This is a genomic window from Vibrio sp. Y10_XG_PY6, from assembly GCF_024181795.1.
Lineage (GTDB): Bacteria > Pseudomonadota > Gammaproteobacteria > Enterobacterales > Vibrionaceae > Vibrio > Vibrio diabolicus.
This window is the reverse complement of the sequence record NZ_JAMZAQ010000003.1, coordinates 102,830-120,616: the sequence shown is the minus strand read 5'-3', so window position 1 is coordinate 120,616 and position 17,787 is coordinate 102,830. Positions and strand designations below refer to the sequence as shown.

At 47.3% G+C, this 17,787-nt stretch carries 20 protein-coding genes; 6 read left to right on the top strand and 14 right to left on the bottom strand.

The annotated features are described in order from the left end of the window. Positions 1-88: 88 nt before the first annotated feature. Positions 89-553, bottom strand: a complete 465-nt coding sequence (locus NL644_RS16610; RefSeq protein WP_005379316.1) for a hypothetical protein — start codon at positions 551-553, stop codon at positions 89-91. 124 nt (positions 554-677) lie between these two features. Then, positions 678-1,445: a pimeloyl-ACP methyl ester esterase BioH gene (gene bioH, locus NL644_RS16605; RefSeq protein ID WP_181869496.1), complete on the bottom strand. Its 768-nt coding sequence runs from the start codon at positions 1,443-1,445 to the stop codon at positions 678-680. 84 nt (positions 1,446-1,529) lie between these two features. On the opposite strand from bioH, the gene NL644_RS16600 reads away from it, so the two are divergent. From NL644_RS16600 to cysQ, 4 genes are all read left to right on the top strand, one after another. Next, positions 1,530-2,255, top strand: a complete 726-nt coding sequence (locus NL644_RS16600; RefSeq protein WP_114323039.1) for a ComF family protein — start codon at positions 1,530-1,532, stop codon at positions 2,253-2,255. Positions 2,256-2,352: 97 nt separating this feature from the next. Continuing rightward, positions 2,353-2,937, top strand: a complete 585-nt coding sequence (nfuA, locus tag NL644_RS16595) for a Fe-S biogenesis protein NfuA (RefSeq protein WP_005394968.1) — start codon at positions 2,353-2,355, stop codon at positions 2,935-2,937. A gap of 176 nt (positions 2,938-3,113) precedes the next feature. Next, entirely contained in the window at positions 3,114-3,683 is a 570-nt protein-coding gene (gene nudE / locus NL644_RS16590; protein ID WP_005394971.1) for an ADP compounds hydrolase NudE, read from the top strand. A 44-nt stretch (positions 3,684-3,727) separates the two neighbouring features. After that, on the top strand, positions 3,728-4,555 hold the full coding sequence (cysQ, locus tag NL644_RS16585) for a 3'(2'),5'-bisphosphate nucleotidase CysQ (protein WP_005394972.1): 828 nt from the start codon (positions 3,728-3,730) through the stop codon (positions 4,553-4,555). Positions 4,556-4,856: 301 nt separating this feature from the next. Here cysQ and NL644_RS16580 read toward each other — a convergent pair whose 3' ends face one another. The 12 genes from NL644_RS16580 to gspC are packed head-to-tail and all read right to left on the bottom strand — an operon-like array spanning position 4,857 to position 16,166. Further along, entirely contained in the window at positions 4,857-5,618 is a 762-nt protein-coding gene (locus NL644_RS16580) for a type II secretion system protein N (RefSeq protein ID WP_114323038.1), read from the bottom strand. 1 nt (position 5,619) lies between these two features. Further along, positions 5,620-6,111 (bottom strand): type II secretion system protein M, encoded by a 492-nt coding sequence (locus NL644_RS16575; RefSeq protein ID WP_012841219.1) that lies wholly within the window; start codon positions 6,109-6,111, stop codon positions 5,620-5,622. A 7-nt stretch (positions 6,112-6,118) separates the two neighbouring features. After that, positions 6,119-7,321: a type II secretion system protein GspL gene (gspL, locus tag NL644_RS16570; protein WP_005394975.1), complete on the bottom strand. Its 1,203-nt coding sequence runs from the start codon at positions 7,319-7,321 to the stop codon at positions 6,119-6,121. After that, a complete protein-coding gene (gene gspK, locus NL644_RS16565) occupies positions 7,290-8,300 on the bottom strand; it encodes a type II secretion system minor pseudopilin GspK (protein WP_114323037.1) in 1,011 nt (336 codons plus the stop codon). Before gspK ends, gspL begins: the two co-directional genes overlap by 32 nt. Next, a complete protein-coding gene (gspJ, locus tag NL644_RS16560) occupies positions 8,293-8,970 on the bottom strand; it encodes a type II secretion system minor pseudopilin GspJ (protein WP_006741790.1) in 678 nt (225 codons plus the stop codon). The genes gspK and gspJ overlap by 8 nt, the downstream gene beginning before the upstream one ends. After that, complete coding sequence (gspI, locus tag NL644_RS16555; RefSeq protein ID WP_162860657.1) at positions 8,957-9,346, bottom strand: type II secretion system minor pseudopilin GspI; 390 nt, start codon at positions 9,344-9,346, stop codon at positions 8,957-8,959. Before gspI ends, gspJ begins: the two co-directional genes overlap by 14 nt. Further along, entirely contained in the window at positions 9,333-9,935 is a 603-nt protein-coding gene (locus tag NL644_RS16550) for a GspH/FimT family pseudopilin (protein ID WP_114323180.1), read from the bottom strand. Before NL644_RS16550 ends, gspI begins: the two co-directional genes overlap by 14 nt. A 30-nt stretch (positions 9,936-9,965) precedes the next feature. Beyond that, a complete protein-coding gene (gene gspG / locus NL644_RS16545; RefSeq protein ID WP_005394985.1) occupies positions 9,966-10,409 on the bottom strand; it encodes a type II secretion system major pseudopilin GspG in 444 nt (147 codons plus the stop codon). Between the two features lie 59 nt (positions 10,410-10,468). Then, positions 10,469-11,686 (bottom strand): type II secretion system inner membrane protein GspF, encoded by a 1,218-nt coding sequence (gene gspF / locus NL644_RS16540; protein WP_005394987.1) that lies wholly within the window; start codon positions 11,684-11,686, stop codon positions 10,469-10,471. Beyond that, complete coding sequence (gene gspE / locus NL644_RS16535; protein WP_005394994.1) at positions 11,686-13,188, bottom strand: type II secretion system ATPase GspE; 1,503 nt, start codon at positions 13,186-13,188, stop codon at positions 11,686-11,688. The genes gspF and gspE overlap by 1 nt, the downstream gene beginning before the upstream one ends. Next, positions 13,188-15,206 (bottom strand): type II secretion system secretin GspD, encoded by a 2,019-nt coding sequence (gene gspD, locus NL644_RS16530; RefSeq protein ID WP_005394995.1) that lies wholly within the window; start codon positions 15,204-15,206, stop codon positions 13,188-13,190. Before gspD ends, gspE begins: the two co-directional genes overlap by 1 nt. A 36-nt stretch (positions 15,207-15,242) precedes the next feature. Next, positions 15,243-16,166 carry a type II secretion system protein GspC gene (gene gspC / locus NL644_RS16525; RefSeq protein ID WP_048624610.1) on the bottom strand — a complete coding sequence of 308 codons (924 nt, stop codon included), beginning with the start codon at positions 16,164-16,166 and terminating at the stop codon, positions 15,243-15,245. A gap of 253 nt (positions 16,167-16,419) precedes the next feature. On the opposite strand from gspC, the gene hslR reads away from it, so the two are divergent. Together hslR and hslO are read left to right on the top strand one after the other, a co-directional pair. Then, a complete protein-coding gene (gene hslR, locus NL644_RS16520) occupies positions 16,420-16,806 on the top strand; it encodes a ribosome-associated heat shock protein Hsp15 (protein ID WP_031780440.1) in 387 nt (128 codons plus the stop codon). A gap of 31 nt (positions 16,807-16,837) precedes the next feature. Continuing rightward, entirely contained in the window at positions 16,838-17,713 is an 876-nt protein-coding gene (hslO, locus tag NL644_RS16515; protein ID WP_046874147.1) for an Hsp33 family molecular chaperone HslO, read from the top strand. Positions 17,714-17,787: the final 74 nt, after the last annotated feature.

Genomic DNA, 17,787 nt, shown 5'->3' with positions numbered 1-17,787 from the left:
CGCTAACGAGCTTTCATAGCTAAAAAGAAAACGCTCCAATCAGTTCAATCTGCTTGGAGCGTTTTTGTTTGAGTAGGATATTGAGTCGTCATAATACTGCTATCACTTCTGACGGGGTATGGGGAGCGACTGCATGACCATAATGAAACTTGATCACCTTCCTGCGCTTTTCCATTAATCCTTCATTGATCGCAGCATCCAAAATGCGCTTTGGTAAGCGAAAACGAATTGCGTAGCCCTTACCTTGGTCTTCACTGTACGACTTGAGCGCAAGCAAACTAAAAAGCCGTTCTAGTGTATCTTCCGGCTCTTCTTGATAACGCGTGTCGACTTCTGTTTCCATGTCATAATCAGGATGCTCTGAAGGATCCCAAGAAGACTGACGTCGGCGCTTGTCATCGCCTTTTACTTTTCGCTCTGCATTGGTTTTGGCCAATGCGACCGTTGGCGTCACAGGCTCTCGGACTTTATTGTCGCGAGCTGCTTGTTCCGTCTGCACATTCACGGATGGGGCGATAAGTGGCACACTTACGTTGGTCGGTGACACAATCATTGCGAACCCTCCTCAGAGTCGCCCAACTCGTCAATATGGCTTAGCTTTATTGGCTAATAAAACCTCACCAACCTTTATATCGACCACTTTTTAAACAGCTTGAGCTTTTTCCGCTCGTATTTGATTAATCGTGAGCAAACTCTCGAATCTGGGCACAGAACTCGTCATGTTCGGTCATAAAGGGCGCATGAGAGGACTGATTGAAAACAAACTGCTGAGTATGAGGTAACTGTTCACTTAAATCATTCGCCACTTTAATCGGCACCAATCCATCCAAACGACCATAAAGACGCAGCATTGGTACAGAAAGAGACGTCAATGCATCGCGCAGATCCACATCAGCAAGGATGTTTAGCCCAACCAACAGCGACTCAGGGTTTGGCTGAGGGCGCGACAGTACCGCTTGCTTGAGTTGTTTCACATCTTTGCGTGCAGATGGACTGCCCATCGCTTGCAACGCCATAAAGCGCTCAATGGTCAGTGAAAAATCTTCTAGCAACTGAGAGGTGAACGCGCTCAGTACACTCGGTTGAATGCCGCGCCACGGTTTTTCTGCGGCAAATTTTGGTGAGCTGGCAACCGTGATCAACTTAGTCACACGCTCGGGCATGTTTAATGCGACATGCGTCGCCACTAAGCCTCCGAGGGACCAGCCAAGCCAAATCGCTTTCTTTGGCGCACTTTGCACCACCAAGTTAGCAATATGGTCTAAATCTTCACCATGATGCTCGGCACTGTGTCCATAACCCGGAAGGTCAACAACATGAACACGGAAATCAGTTTGAAGTGATTCGACGGTTTGCTGCCAAACCGCGCCATTCATACCCCAACCATGTAGCAACACCAGATCAGGTCCTTCACCAAACGACTGCCAATGTAATTTCGTGCTCATGCTCTCAATCTCTCCCACTAATTTTATTCCCTACGCCATCAGCCAAGCGTTAGGCTGAGTAAAATATCACCATGAATAAGCGCTATGTTATCTCATCACTGGCAAAACATCATGCATCGCGTGTTGAGCAGTCAATGCGGTCTGTGTCGGTTCCCTATTCAAACACCAAACCACACGCATGCTCTGCGTTGGTGTGAGCACTGTTTACAGCACCTAACTCCAATCAAGCGATGCCAACGTTGCGGTTTAACGTTACAGAAAGAGGAGATGAGTACGGATAGTATTTGTGGTGAATGCCTTTCAGAACCACCGCCATGGCAAAGGCTATATACGTTAGGCGATTACGACTTTCCCCTTTCACGGGAAGTACAACGCTTTAAAGATCACGGAGAGTCTTGGCATGTAAAAGCACTAACCCAGCAACTGGCGCAGCACATTACAACACCAGCTCCAATCATTACCAGTGTACCATTGCACTGGCAGCGCTACCTACGCCGGGGATTTAATCAAAGTGATGTTTTAGCCCGACACCTCGCCCAGCAATTGCAAACCAATTTCGACGCGAAGGTCTTTCGCCGGGTCAGACTCGCCCAATCACAGCGCGGCAATACTAAAGCGAGCCGTGAACAAAACCTAAAAGGCGCATTTGTTCTCAATAAGCGACCGCCATCTTCCCACGTTGCCATCGTCGATGATGTGGTCACCACAGGCAGTACCGTCCGACAATTATGTCATTTACTACTTGAAGTTGGTGTAGAAAGCATCGATATTTACTGCATCTGCAGAACACCTGCTCCTCGTTCTCTCTAGATCGCTTCGCCATGCCTTAGCATCAAAAAGACTAGACCCATACGTCAACAAGAGTAGAATAGCAGCAGTAACCTACAAATTTACTCGGGTATTCGTCGTGTCAAATATTACTATTACAGAAACTGCGCAAACGCATTTCGCTAACCTTTTAGGTCAACAGCCTGAAGGGACTAACATTCGTATTTTCGTTGTGAACCCAGGTACACAAAACGCTGAGTGTGGCGTGTCTTACTGCCCACCAGAAGCAGTAGAAGCGACCGACACTGAAATCCCTTACAGCGGTTTTTCAGCTTACGTGGATGAGCTAAGTCTGCCATTCCTTGAAGACGCTGAAATCGATTTTGTTACCGATAAAATGGGCTCTCAGCTAACGCTAAAAGCTCCGAACGCTAAAATGCGTAAAGTTGCGGACGACGCGCCACTGGTTGAGCGCGTTGAATACGTTATCCAAACTCAAGTCAACCCACAGCTTGCTGGCCACGGTGGTCACGTAAACTTGGTTGAGATCACTGAAGACGGCATTGCTATTGTTGCATTTGGTGGCGGCTGTAATGGCTGTTCTATGGTTGACGTAACACTAAAAGAAGGCATCGAGAAAGAACTGCTAAACCAATTCGTTGGTGAACTAACCGCAGTTCGTGATGCTACAGAACATGACCGTGGTGATCACTCTTACTACTAAGAGTAAATACGGTCAGAAAATGGGAGGCTTCGGTCTCCCATTTTTGTATCGATACTGAGGTAACCTTGAGATGCTTAGTTCTGCCCGTAAAATCCGCTAGAAACTCAGGCGGAGTTCTCATATATTAAGAATCTTACGCATCTCGTAAACGCCAACGACACCAAGGAGCCAGCGCCATGTCGAAACGGACCCCACCAGAGATACTCTCATGCCAAACGGTCGCAAAATCCAAACTGTTTGCCGTGGAAGCGCTCGACCTTCGTTTTTCCAATGGTGAACACCGTACTTATGAACGCATGAAGCCAAGTGGGCGCGATGCGGTGATGGTGGTTCCTGTGACTGAGCAAGGCGATTTATTACTGGTACGTGAATACGCCGCTGGGACTGAACGCTACGAGTTGGGCTTCCCGAAGGGGTTGATTGACCCAGGTGAAACCCCACACCAAGCTGCGGATCGAGAGTTAAAAGAAGAAATCGGCTTTGGCTGCAATCAGCTGACTCCGTTGAAACAAGTTATCCTCGCGCCGTCTTACTTTTCGAGCAAAATGACTCTATTTTTAGGACAGGCGCTTTATCCAGAGAAGCAAGAAGGCGATGAGCCTGAGCCACTGGAAATTGTGCGTTGGCCACTTGCGCAAGCCGAAGAGTTATTAACTCACATGGATTTCTGTGAAGCACGAAGCATCACCGCGCTAATGTTGGCACTGAAACACTTACCAAACACCACTCACAAACATAACCAATAACGGTCATGAGAACCGAATAATACTGTGAGTAAGGACTATCACTTATGCCAATGACAAAAGATCTATCTCACCTGCTTCCTCAAGTCATCGAAATTGCCCGTAGTGCCGGGCAAATGATCCTCGAAATATATGAAAAAAAACAGTACGAGGCCTACACAAAAAGTGACGAGACTCCGGTAACGAGCGCAGATATCGCGGCTCACAAGCTCATCACAGAACGCTTGAGTGAACTCACACCCGACATTCCCGTATTGTCAGAAGAAGACGCAGACATCAGCCTCGAGCAACGAGCTCAGTGGGAACGGTATTGGTTAGTCGACCCTCTCGATGGTACTCAAGAATTCATCGCTCGCAGCGGCGACTTTGCGACTATTATTGCACTGGTCGACAACAACAAACCAACCATGGGGGTCGTTTATGGCCCTGTCTCTGGCGTGACTTATTACGCTTATAGTGGCAAAGGTGCTTGGAAAATTCCCGATATGTCGGACAGCGTAAAAATCCATACGCACAAACACGAGCAGCCAGGGCAAAGCATCGCGATTGCCATTAGCCGCCGTCAAGATATCAATCGCATCACTAGCCGCATGAGCAGTGCTTGGAATTACGATTTAATTCCGCTCGGCTCTGCGGCATTAAAAGCGTGTCTTGTTGCAGAAGGCGCTGTGGATTGCTATCTCAGACTAGGCCCAACAGGTGAGTGGGACACCGCCGCAACACAGTGCATTGTTGAAGAAGCGGGCGGACGCATTCTCAGCACGCAATTGGAGCCGCTGTCATATAACGAGCGTGAAACGCTAGAAAACCCAAACTTTATTGTGCTTGGTGACGCGGATTTACCTTGGAATGAGATTTTACAACGCAAAGATTAAGCGCTCTATCCGTAAATTTTAGCGCCTAAATGCTAGCAATTGAAAGGCCACGAATATGTTCGTGGCCTTTCTTTTTGACCTGTTTGTACAGCGTTAGGAGCATTTGGCCTACTATGTTCCAATCGCTTAAAGTGCTGAACACAAGAAAACAGATCCCTTAAAAATCAGAACCTTAGAATTGCATTCTATTATCACCACGATCTTTGTACAGCGAATAGAGGGTTTCGCCTACTATGATCCAAAAGCAAAAAGAGCTGCACAATCGCAGCTCTTTTAGAATTTTGTTTTTTGTCACGATAGGTTAGAAGCGACCTTGGTAATTAAACTCGTATTGACCTTGAGGGTTCGGCTTGCCCAACCATTTCAATTGCTCACTCATGCTGGATGGGAACTCAGCTCCTGGCTTAAACCAGGCTTTGGTTGAGTATCGCTGATTAGGCATCAGCTCTGCCGAGAACGCCGCTGAGACTTGTTTACTGCTTTGCTCACCAGTCGCTGTCAACACACTGTCCTGACAGTTTAGATCGGCAATCACAGGACCGAGTTCAAGGCTACCAACAGGGCTTTGAATACCAATGGCATTCCATACCAAAGTGCCTTCACCATTCTTACACCAAGGCGCGGCATAAGTCGCATGACGAATATTTAACTCAAGTTGCCCATCAACGCCGACGGGCACAGGGAGACGTGCTTGCTCCACAACTTTTACTGCCGGGATCGAGGCAACTAAGTTTTTGGCATAAGGGCCATCACTCAAGCTATAGCCAACAAAACCGCGACCACGAACGTCCATTTCACTACCACGACCAAAGCGTACGGCAAACTCAGCTTTACCAGTTAGTAAACTCGACCATTGGAAATCCCAATTAACTTCTCCAAGGTTCTGGCGCTGCCAACGAACACTAGAAGCTTGACCTTGCCATACAGAGCCATTGGCACCCTGAATGTCTAGTCCTCTCACGGTTGGTGCTTGCTGTAACACCCAAGAAACGGGTAATCCCATTAAAAGACTGACTGAAAAAAAGACGATAAAGATAACAACGTAAAGTACTGCTCGCTTCACCTTAACCTCGCTTAAACTGAAGGCGGTTCACATCAATCATGCCCGCTTGATCCGTTCGGTCGATATCTAAAAATTCGACTTCAATACCCTGTTGCTCTTTCAAGTAACGTAACCAATCCACCAGCTGATTAAACGCGAGTGGTTTGATCCACACCTGAACACTCTCATTGCGAGGTTGTACTCGAATCAACTCAACTTTATAACGACGGGCTGAAGAAGAAACCAGTTGATTCAACGGTTGGCTAGAGTAGCTCACACCGCTGCTTTTGCGCAGTGCAGTAATGCCATCCGCTTTATCTTGTACCCAAGCCAGCAACTGTTTTTCACTTTGAATGCGTGATTGAGCTAGCTCCGCCCGTTGGCTCATTGGCTGTAGCAATCCCCAATAGATAATACCGATAACGGCAATAGCGCCACATCCCATGACCAAACGCTGCTCACGCTGTGAGATGCTGCTCCACCAAGCCTGAGCTTGAGAAATTAAGTTTTTCATCATCACCTCACAAACGCTTCAAAACAAAGCTGCCAACCACAACGTTATCGCTACGGTTCAGCTGTCCTTGCTCAACATTAAACTTCTCTGCCAATTTCACACGAGCCTGCTCAAAAGGTTGGAAGTCTGAACTGCGAGCTTGAATTCGCACTTCGCCACGTTGACCATCATATTTAAAGCTGGTGATTTCCAAATCGCTGACCTGACCAAGTGTCGCGGGCAGTGCCGCCAACCAAGACAACATCGCCTGCTGACCGCCACCACCAGATAAGCGGCGCTCTTCATCATCCATTTGTCGTTTGAGATAACTAACGGTAGGAATTCGTCGTTTATTCGGAAACACCTGGCGGAAAATGCGCTCACTCTCCTCACGATACGCTTGTGCTTGTGCTTCGTACTTGTGGACGACGAGCAACTGCTGCGCAACCATAACAACGATAAGCACGCCCGCAGCAATGGTGGCTTTTTGCCAGAGCTTCCAGTATTTCCCCCAAGAGGATTTAGGCTTGAAGATCCCGGTCAGCAAATTGACTTTGCTTTCTGTAACCCCCTTCGCCAGTAACCCCATGGTCATTTCTTCTGGCTGCGGCTCCCATACTTCAGGTAACGCAGATTCAGGGACTGAGCTATAGCAATCGAGCTTCCAACCTTCATGATTTTGTAGATAAGAAGAGAGGTAAAGGTCTAACCAAGAAGCATCGACAACCGCACCCTCTGTCGCTGAGTGACGAATCAACCATTGATCACCAAGCATCGCGGCACTGCTATGCTCTCCCTGAACAGGTAACGCAAGCACATCTGGCAAGATGCGTTTGATGGTGATGCCTTGGCTTGAAAAACGCTGCAATACGGTCTGAATCCAAGCGCGTTCAACAGCGCACACTTGCGCTTTATCCGCTTGTTTACCTAACACGGTAAAGTGAAGGCCATCAACGTCCTGCGCGACTTCATCTTCCACGAGGTACGGTAACATCGCGTCGAACTGACGTGTTGCGCCAGGCGGTATATCCACTTGCGTCAAGACCACATCATTACTCGCCAATAGCGCCACAACTTGGCGCTGACCTGCATAAGAGATCAACTCATCTAAATGTTCCCATCCGGCGATTTCACCGCTGGCAATCACTTCCTGTTGATCTGTCGACCACACCACCCAAGGAATGGTACTTTGTTGTTCGCTACTCAGCCGAACGGTCAGAAACTCGCTCACTGATCCCTCCAAAACGACGGCGAACTACGGTCACCGTCTCTCTATTTGTACTTTGCAAAAGGCTTCGGATACGTACACGTGATTCATCCACCAACACTTGTGCATCCAATTCAAAAAAGGCGCTATCCACACCCAAATAGCCTTTGGCGTTTTTCTTTACATCTTCACTTAAGCCAGCCATTTCTGACTCTGCTAAAAATTCATCAATGCTATCCCACCCATCAAATGGGCGTTTTTCAATTAGCTGAATCGCATCACTACTGCTTAAGTTTGGTGAGAACATTGCCACCAAAATCGGAGCTTGCTCGACTTCAATCGTATTTACGTTTAAACGCCAATCATCACTAGGCAATGCGCAGATTAGCGGTTCCAATTTTTGGAAAATATCACCACTCACCTGATAAACCGCTCGCAACTCGGTGGCATCTGCCATCCAGCCATTTGACGCTAAATACGCGGGTTTCATCGCTTCATATGTGCTGTCTTCGACCCCGGTTGTGGAGCGAACGGTGTCATCAGCATCAATGTATTCCCAGGTAGAGTCTGCAATGATTTCTGCCTGATACGATTCAACATCCGATTCTTCCAATAAACGCTGCAGCACATTGACTAAATAAGGTCTTGCGATTTGCTGTCCCGTCGGTTGTACACGGCTCAATACATTGAGGTTAAAGCACGCTTGTTTGTCTCTAATTCGTCCCGCCGCTTGACCATAATCTAGCGGATAGACTTGTTCTTTTATTGCCCACGGCTGACTCATATTGATCGTATCGGTGTCTTTGTAGCTTTGCTCGATACCGACTTTTGCCAACGCCTCTACCCCAAGGCTATACCAATACGCTTGCTGGTAGTTAACTTGATTGGCGCCCCGCTGAAACTGCAAAAACAAACGCTCCGACATACTGGCGGCAACTGTCGCCATAATCGCCAGTAACATCAGCACAATAATCAAAGCGACACCGCGCTGACGATTAACCATTATTGCTGCCTCCTGAACTTCCTTCTTTCTGACTCAATGTGCCATCAGGAGTCAGATAGGTGCGGGCAATCTCTCCATAATCTTTTAGAGTAAGGATTACAGAAACCGCTTTCGGTAGCGATTTTTCATCATCCCACTCTTTTTTCCATTGTTTACCATCGTAAAAACGCATATCAAACGATTCGACCTGCGTCAGCAATGGGGTAACGATGCCTTGTTGACCCACTGGCGTGTCAGGGTAGCGCCACCATACTCGTTGTAATGTTTCTTCTTTTAAACGATAGCCAACCTTGGTGACCTCCCCTCGGGGAAACTGCTGTTGAGGGTTGTGCCATCCTAAGCGAGCAAACATTAGCCCTTTAGTGTCGGAGTCGAGCAAGTAATCTGACCAAAAAATCAGTTGGCTCGCGGGCTCTTCACCATTTGTCCGCGTTTGGCGCATCGCCATTTGACGAAAGTCATTATCCATCATCACCATGGCGCGCTGAATTTCATTTAAGCGCTGAGTTCGCTCTTGTGATAGTGCATTGCTGCGCTGCACTTGCGATACCACTTGATACGCGGCGACACTTAAACTGGCAAAGATGGCAATCGAGACCAACACTTCAATAAGTGTAAAACCTTTTGCCAGTTGGCGCTTACTTGCGCGTGGATTCTTATTGCGCCACATAACTTCGTACCGTCACGACTGGGCTCGCGTTTTTCTCGAGCGCGACACTCACATCAAATGCTTTCAGCAATGGCTGCGTGGTGGCAACAGGCGTGATTTTCCAGTACCAAGTGCGCCCAGCCAGCTCTTCTGTGCCGTTCTTTACTTTAAGTTCACTGGTACTCAACATCACGTTGGCCATCTGATTATCCACAACCATGGCTGCAAACATTTTTTCTTCTAAATAACTGATCGTATTAATATGCTGGCTCACCGAGCGAATGACGCTGATGGCAGCGGTGGCGAAAATAGCCAGTGCGACCAATACTTCCAGTAGTGTCATGCCTCTCGTCCGGCGATGACTCCAATGTGGGCGAGCTTGCTTAGAATTGCGCATTCTCATCCTCTTTCACTTCTTCGCCCGGCGCTAGTAACAAGATTTGTCCACTTTCTTTGCCGATGACTCGCCACCCGTCATTAAAGGCGTCACCATTTTGCGGAAAAAAAGACAGAGTAAATGGCGTAACTTCTGCACTGGAGAAGATAAACACTTGCGGTGGCTTAACTTTCTTTTCGTCGTCTTCTTCTTCAGCAAACATGTCTTCATCAAAAAGAGAGCCCGGTTTGAATAGGCGATCATCATTATCCCAAGCACCGCCACCTAGCTCGAGCCATAGCGTAATGTCATCTTCCAACTTGGTTTTGCTCGGAATCTGCTTTAACTCCAGAGGCTGCCAACCTTCCGCGGTCAAACTCAGTAGAGCGTACGTTGATTTAGCGTCATCCACTCGAACGCCAAAGTCTTTACCGCTTAGTACGGCCTCTTCGTTAAGTAGCTGTAAACGCTGAAAAAAGCTTTGAGCATACTGTTTGGAAAGATCTTTTTGGCTGGTCGGTAATGTCGTGATCACGGCCACTGCCGTGAGGGATAGCAAAACCAGCACCAATAGAATTTCTATCAATGTAAAACCGTTGTGTTTTCGCATTTGCTTCATTAGTGCTGGCTTAGGCTCTATTTATTGGAAATCTTGCATGTTCCAGTTGCCAATATCTGCAGCTGGACCTTCTCCACCCTCTTGGCCATCTGCGCCTAGAGTGAAGATGTCAATCGTACCGTTATCGCCTGGGCTTAGGTACTGGTACTGGTTACCCCAAGGATCATTAGGAAGACGTTTGATGTAACCGCCATCACGGTAGTTGCGAGGCTCTGGGTTAGAAGGCTTGCTAACTAATGCTTCCAGGCCTTGGTCTGTCGTTGGGTAAACGCTGTTATCCAACTTGTACATATCTAGGGCATTTTCCAGCGCTACGATGTCCGTAATCGCTTTTTGTTGGTCAGCCTTCTCTTTGTTACCCAATAGGTTTGGAACAACGAAACTTGCCAAAATACCAAGGATAACGACAACAACCATCACTTCTAAAAGTGTGAAACCGTGTTGTTTACTACGTTTAAATTTCATTTTTTTCTCCGAAAGTTAGATTCAAGCCATGCCGTAAGTAGACACGTCTTAATTCGAATTTATCCGCTCATCAAGTTATTCATTTCTAGCATTGGCATCAAGGTCGCCATCACAATGAACAACACTAATCCAGCCATTAAGGCAATTAATGCCGGAGTGAATACGCCTAACGCAATATTGACTGTAGATTCAAAGTTTTGATCTTGGTTATCGGCAGCACGCGTCAACATGCTCTCCAATTCACCACTTTGCTCACCACTGGCGATCATGTGTAGCATCATTGGTGGAAACAGACGAGTTTGATCTAACGCCTTACGCAGGCTGGCACCTTCTCGAACGTTATCTGCAGCAAGTAACACTTGCTGCTTCACATAGCGATTAGACATAACATCCACCGCGACACGCATGCCTTCTAGAATTGGAATCGCACTGGAAGTACAAATCGAAAGTGTTCGTGCGAATCGTGCGGTATTCAAACCTCGAGAGATTTTGCCCAATAGCGGTAGACTCAAGATTTTTCTATCCCAAGCTAAGCGAAAGTCTGGTTTTTGCAACGCCAGTTTGAGCCCATAGAAAAACACCACCAGCACGACGAAGATGATAAGCCCCCAATCTTGCACAAACTCACTGGCTGCCAGTAAGAACTGTGTTGACTGAGGTAATTCTTGTCCCATCTGAATGATTGGCTCAATGATTTTGGGTACCACTGTCGCTAATAAGAAAGAAACAATAACAACCGCAAACACCACTAAAACCACCGGGTAAATCATGGCTTGAAGCAGTTTGGAACGCATCTTCTGACGGTTTTCGACGTAGTCCGCCAAACGCTCTAATACCGTATCAAGATGGCCTGACTTTTCACCCGCCGCAACCATGGAGCGATAGAGCTCATCAAACACGTGAGGGTAATCAGCAAAACTGTCGGCGAGCGGATAACCCTCGGTTACTTTCGAGCGAACCGCAGCCAGCATAGAACGAATTCTCGGCTTTTCAGCCTGCTCAGAGACCGCGCGCAAACATTCTTCCAGAGGCATACCTGATTGGACTAACGTGGACAATTGACGTGTGATTAGTGCCAGCTCAGATGTTGAGATGCCGCGCTTAAAGCTGACTGAGCCTGAAGACTTAGCCGATTTAGCTTTCGTCTCAACCACTTCAATCGGGATCATCCCTTGCTCTTTGAGTCGCTGGCGCACTTGTCGGGCGTTGTCCCCTTCTATCGTGCCTTTTTTATGCTTGCCTTTTGCATCTAGCGCTTTGTACTCAAATGCCGCCATTAGGTTTCCTTCGTCACTCGCATCACTTCTTCAAGTGACGTAATACCACGACGTACTTTGCTTAGACCATCACTGCGAATACTTGGCGTATGGGCGCGAACGGCTCTCTCAATTTCTTGCTCACCAGACTCTCGGTGAATCAATTCTTGCACTTGCTCATCGACCATAATGAGCTCGTGGATACCTGTTCGACCTCGGTAGCCTTTTTGGTTACACGCTTCGCAGCCCTTAGCACGGTGTAGCTCTAGTGGTTCATGTGCTTCCATACCAAACAGTTTCTTCTGTTCAGCATCGGCTTCATACGGTTCTTTACAACTTGGGCAAAGCGTACGAACCAAGCGCTGTGCTAACACACCCAATAACGATGAAGAAATAAGGAATGGTTCAATGCCCATATCGCGTAGACGCGTGATCGCACCAACAGCGGTGTTGGTGTGAAGGGTCGACATTACTAAGTGACCCGTTAAGGACGCTTGCACTGCAATTTGTGCGGTTTCTAAGTCACGGATCTCACCGACCATCACCACGTCAGGGTCCTGACGCAGAATAGCACGCAAGCCACGCGCAAAAGTCATGTCGACCTTCGGGTTCACCTGAGTCTGACCGATGCCATCAATGTCAAATTCGATCGGGTCTTCAACCGTTAAGATATTGCGTTCGTTACTGTTGATCTCTTGCAAGCCAGCGTACAAAGTCGTCGACTTACCAGAACCCGTCGGGCCGGTGACCAAGATGATACCGTGAGGACGCTGAATAAGATGACGGAAATTGTCGTGCACGGAAGGCGTCATACCTAAGCTATGCAAATCGAGGCGCGTCGCGTTTTTATCCAACAGACGCATAACTACTCGCTCACCATGTGACGACGGCATTGTAGAAACACGCACATCAACCGCACGACCACCAATACGCAGTGAGATACGACCATCTTGAGGTACACGCTTTTCTGCAATATCCAGCTTCGCCATGACCTTCACTCGCGACACTAACAGTGGTGCAAGCTTACGACTTGGAGTGAGCACTTCACGCAATACGCCATCGACACGGAAACGAATCGAAAGGGTTTTCTCGAAAGTTTCGATGTGAATATCCGACGCCCCTTCTTTGATCGCTTCACCCAACATCGCATTGATCAACTTAATGATTGGTGCATCGTCTTCTGACTCTAGTAAGTCTTCATCATGCGGCAGCTCTTCAGCCAATGAGAAAAAGTCGTCGCTATCGGCACCGATGTCTTCCATCAATTGACGCGCTTCAGACGAGTCACGCTGATAAGCTTCGGTTAACTTTTTATCGAAGGCTTCTTTATCGATAGGTTGCGGCACGAAGCTTTTCTTCAGCACACGACGGACTTCGACCAGAGCCGCTGGGTTGAGCGGCTCGACATAGTAAAGAATGGGCGGACGCTCAGGATGCTCTGTCTCCAGCACCAGTTTAAAGCGATTGGCAAAACTGAATGGCAGACGACGCATACTTGGCGCTGTGTCTAACATATCAACCATTAGTTGTTTTCCATTTGATCAATAAACGCTTGGATCTCGGTTGGGTGCTGACGCTCCTGGCCAAAGGCTGGCATGACTGGGATCTTCTCGTCAGCCATCAACTTCAATCCTTGATCCGCTTTGTAGAGTTGCTCTGCGCGAATAAAGTTGTATTTGCGCTGTGTAATGCCGTCTGCGGTCATACCATCACGAATAATCGTCGGCTTGATGAACACCATCAAGTTACGCTTTTCTGTTTGCGTGCTGGTTGATTTGAACAAATGACCAAGCACTGGGATGTCACCCAGTAGCGGTACTTTTGACTCACTTTCGAGTGCACGTTCATCAACCAAGCCACCAAGAACCAGCATCTGACCATCTTGGATCATAACTGAGGTATTTAGCTGGCGCTTAGCAAATCGAACGTCAACCGCACCGTTTGCACCCAACACATTGGACACTTCTTGCTCGATATTTAACTGAACAGAGTCACCTTCGTTAATTTGTGGCACAACCTTAAGCTTGATGCCCACTTCTTTACGATCAACCGTTTGGAATGGATTGTCGTTGTTTGAGCCAGCCGTAGAGCCTGTGATAACAGGCACTTCTTCACCAACAATAAATGATGCTTCACCATTATCCATTACAGTGATACTTGGAGAAGATAGAATGTTTGAGTTGGAGTCGGTCGCTACCGCACTGACTAAGGCAGTCCAGTCACCCATCACGATGCTCATCGCAGCGCCGTTAACACCGCTCAGTGCCGATGCAAGAGTAGAATAGTCACCAGATTCAGTAACATCATATGGCGTTCGTTCGCCATTCGCATTTGTGTAGTATTCAGTTCGAGTTTGATCTTTTGCTTCTTCTAGACCAACCATCACCTGACCAATCGGTGCACCAGAGTTACCGTACTGAATCACCGCACCGGTTTCCAGTGAGCCCCACTGAACACCTAAGTTAATGCCGTCACCTTCTGACATTTCAACGATCAGCGCCTCAATCAAGACTTGAGCACGACGAATGTCAAGCTGAGCAATAACATCTTGTAGCGCATTCATGATATCTGGTGGAGCCGTTAATACTAAGGCGTTGGTCGCTGCGTGCGCAGCAATCACCACTTCACCACGCTGGGCACCTGACGCTTTCTGGCCGACTTGCTTTTCAGCTTGTAGGTTATCGGAGACACCTTTTAGTACATCCACCAAATCTTCAGCTTTCGCGTTCTTCAGGTAAACCACGCGGTTGTTACCTTTGGTCGCCATTTCAACGTCAAGTTGACGAATCAATCGCTTCAGACGCGCACGTACTTTAGGATCGCCAGAAATCAAAATCGCGTTGGTGCGTTCATCGGCAACAATTTTAGGCTCAAGGAACTCAGGCGTGCTCTTCTGATTGGTGCTTTTATTCAGTGCTTCAACAATACGCACCATTTCGGCAGCAGAAGCATTGCGCAGTTCCACCAGCTCAATTTCTTTATCACCCGCTTGGTCAACACGCTTAATGATTTCTGCTAAGCGATTTACGACCGCCGCACGACCTGTGATCAAGATGATGTTCGCAGGATCGTAGTGAACTACGTTACCAGCACCAGCATTATCAATCAGTTGACGAAGTAGAGGAGACAACTCACGAACCGACACATTACGCACCGCAACAACTCGAGTGATAACGCTATCGCCTTGCGCGCTGCCATCACCTAATACAGGGATTGCTGACGTTTTTGAGTCTTTCGCTTTGATAACCTTAAGTACACCGTTGTCCATTTCTACGACGGCGTAGCCGTATACTTCGAGTACGTTAAGGAAAAAGCTGTAGTATTGCTCTTCGTTAAGCACGTCATAGCTGCGGACATCGATTTTACCGCGCACTGAAGGGTCAACAATGATGGTCTTTTCGAGATTACGACCCACTATGTTGATGAATTCTTGAATATCAGTGCCTTTAAAGCTGGCACTAAATTCGTTTGCTATTGCACCTGGGACGCAGAGTAAACTTCCTGCTAGTAGCCAAGCACTTTTGCTGAACCAATGTTTCACGTATGTCTCCCTGAACTTACGCCGGTTGCCTAAGTCTTACAATTGGATATAGATATCGTACTGTTGGCCGTCGCGCTCAACAGTTAAATTTAATTCTTGCGGATCGCTCATCACTTGCATCAGTTGTACTGAAGAAGACGGGTCGCTTAAATCGATCCCGTTAAGTTGCACCGCAATATCACCAGGTTCTAGACCCACATCATTAAACAGCGCGGCATCACGACCAGGTGACACTCGATAACCAACAATGCCCCCGTCTCTTTTGACGGGTGAAATGGTGATGTATTTGAAAACGCTTTGTGGATCTTTCGCAATTTCCTCTCGGATTTGCTCTAATTTTTCTCCAACGTCAGACGTTGATTCTGCTCGTTGAGATTGGGCTCTGGCTATCTGCGGCGATTCAGATAGCTTCTTATATTCTATACCCTGCATCATTAAGGTCTCGTCTCGACCTTGGTTATCAATGATGACGCGATCCACTAATACGGCTTTTAGTGTCGCACGCGTACCTTCAATTTCTTCACCTAAACCATACGTTGCTTGCTTGCCACGGTTGGCAATGACAGCAAGGCTGGTATTCGCATCACTGCTTGCAACCGCGCCAACCAGTGTAAGGTTAAGGCGCGTCTTAGGAGCGTCTTTAACAACAGGTTGTTCTACAACTGCAGGCTTTTGTTCAGTGAATTTACCGAATAGGTTGGCATTCTGAAGGGCATTAAAATCTATCGCGTCGCCTTTATTGCTCGCAACAACGCTGCTCGTCGATGGACGCCATTGCGGCACTTCCGACGATTGAGGTATAGCTAACCATACAATTTTGCCAAGTATCCATCCGGTTATCGCAATAAACAGACAGGTGAGCAACAAGCTAAGTTTGGCTTGAATTGTATAATTATTGGACTTGATCTGAGCCAGTAGCGGTCTGCTTGATAATCCTGCACTTAGCTCTAAACGTTTCACTGAATGGATTCCTTTATTCTAACGTTCGTCATGTAAGCTATAACAATAGCTATCGACTTTAAATTGCTAAATTTGCAATAAAATTATTACTCAACAAAGAGCAGTGAACTATATCACAAGTTGTCTTTCATACCTTTTTCTTATGCAGTTTTTGCCAACTCCCTTGAAAAAAATACGCCTTGACTCCATCTGTAGGTGAATAATCCATCACTCATTGCCATATTCGGGCAGTGATTAGATAGCGTAGTGTTCTATGAGTTCCCTAAATGAAGCCGTTAGGCTAGATAAATGGCTATGGGCCGCAAGATTTTATAAAACCCGCTCTATCGCTCGTAACATGGTCGATGGTGGTAAAGTCCACTATAATGGCCAACGAAGCAAACCGAGTAAAATCGTTGAAGTGGGCGCCGAAGTAAGACTTCGTCAAGGCAACGAAGAAAAAACTGTGATCATCGAAAAAATTTCTGATCAACGCCGAGGCGCTCCCATCGCACAGACCTTGTATCGCGAAACTAATGAAAGTATAGCGAAACGTGAGGAACACGCGACTCAACGTAAGCTTAATGCCCACAACCCAAGTCCAGAACGCCGCCCAGATAAAAAGCAGCGCAGAGACATCATTAAGTTCAAACACCAATAAAAGCCGGAATTACCAACGAGGAAAGCACTCCATGGCAAATAATGTTTTAAACCGCTACCTATTCGAAGATCTTTCAGTACGTGGCGAGTTGGTACAATTGGATGAAGCGTACCAACGTGTTATCTCCAGCAAGGAATATCCGGCAGCAATAGAGAAACTGCTGGGTGAGCTACTCGTTTCAACCACTCTTTTAACTGCCACTCTTAAGTTCGAAGGCTCAATCACCATTCAGCTACAAGGCGACGGCCCTGTATCTCTTGCCGTTATCAACGGTGACCACAAGCAACGCGTTCGTGGCGTGGCTCGCTGGGAAGGCGATATTGCCGATGATGCAAGCCTCCACGATCTCATGGGCAAAGGTTACCTCGTTATCACTATCGAACCGAAAAACGGTGAGCGTTACCAAGGTGTCGTTGGATTAGAAGGTGATACTCTAGCCGACGTACTAGAAGGCTACTTCGCAAACTCAGAGCAGCTAAAAACGCGCCTATGGATCCGCACGGGCGAGCACGAAGGTAAAGCCCACGCAGCAGGCATGTTGATTCAAGTAATCCCTGATGGCACTGGTTCACCAGATGATTTCGAGCATCTAGAGCAACTGACTGACACGGTAAAAGATGAAGAGCTATTTGGTTTAGAAGCTAACGAACTACTATACCGCCTATATAACCAAGACAAAGTGCGCCTTTACGAACCGCAACCTGTCGAATTCCATTGTGGCTGTTCTCGTGATCGTAGTGGTGCCGCTATCATCACCGTTGAGAAAGCTGAAATTTATGACATTTTGGCTGAAGTAGGATCCGTTTCTTTACATTGTGATTACTGTGGCACGACCTATACGTTCGACGAAGCGGAAGTCACCGAGCTGTATGCACAAGCTTCTGCGGACAAGAAAACCCTGCATTAATTTACATAGCTTATCAAGCACGTAATTTACCCTACAAAATGCCAGCTTAATGCTGGCATTTTTGTGATCAACCC

Coding starts and splice junctions, on each gene's coding strand:
- NL644_RS16600 (WP_114323039.1), top strand. CDS start 1,530: ATGTTATCTCATCACTGGCAAAACATCATGCATCGCGTGTTGAGCAGT.
- NL644_RS16575 (WP_012841219.1), bottom strand. CDS start 6,111: ATGAAAAACTTAATTTCTCAAGCTCAGGCTTGGTGGAGCAGCATCTCA.
- nudE (WP_005394971.1), top strand. CDS start 3,114: ATGTCGAAACGGACCCCACCAGAGATACTCTCATGCCAAACGGTCGCA.
- NL644_RS16610 (WP_005379316.1), bottom strand. CDS start 553: ATGATTGTGTCACCGACCAACGTAAGTGTGCCACTTATCGCCCCATCC.
- hslR (WP_031780440.1), top strand. CDS start 16,420: ATGAGTTCCCTAAATGAAGCCGTTAGGCTAGATAAATGGCTATGGGCC.
- gspJ (WP_006741790.1), bottom strand. CDS start 8,970: ATGTGGCGCAATAAGAATCCACGCGCAAGTAAGCGCCAACTGGCAAAA.
- gspE (WP_005394994.1), bottom strand. CDS start 13,188: ATGGTTGATATGTTAGACACAGCGCCAAGTATGCGTCGTCTGCCATTC.
- cysQ (WP_005394972.1), top strand. CDS start 3,728: ATGCCAATGACAAAAGATCTATCTCACCTGCTTCCTCAAGTCATCGAA.
- gspG (WP_005394985.1), bottom strand. CDS start 10,409: ATGAAATTTAAACGTAGTAAACAACACGGTTTCACACTTTTAGAAGTG.
- NL644_RS16550 (WP_114323180.1), bottom strand. CDS start 9,935: ATGCGAAAACACAACGGTTTTACATTGATAGAAATTCTATTGGTGCTG.
- bioH (WP_181869496.1), bottom strand. CDS start 1,445: ATGAGCACGAAATTACATTGGCAGTCGTTTGGTGAAGGACCTGATCTG.
- hslO (WP_046874147.1), top strand. CDS start 16,838: ATGGCAAATAATGTTTTAAACCGCTACCTATTCGAAGATCTTTCAGTA.
- gspF (WP_005394987.1), bottom strand. CDS start 11,686: ATGGCGGCATTTGAGTACAAAGCGCTAGATGCAAAAGGCAAGCATAAA.
- gspI (WP_162860657.1), bottom strand. CDS start 9,346: ATGCGCAATTCTAAGCAAGCTCGCCCACATTGGAGTCATCGCCGGACG.
- gspK (WP_114323037.1), bottom strand. CDS start 8,300: ATGGTTAATCGTCAGCGCGGTGTCGCTTTGATTATTGTGCTGATGTTA.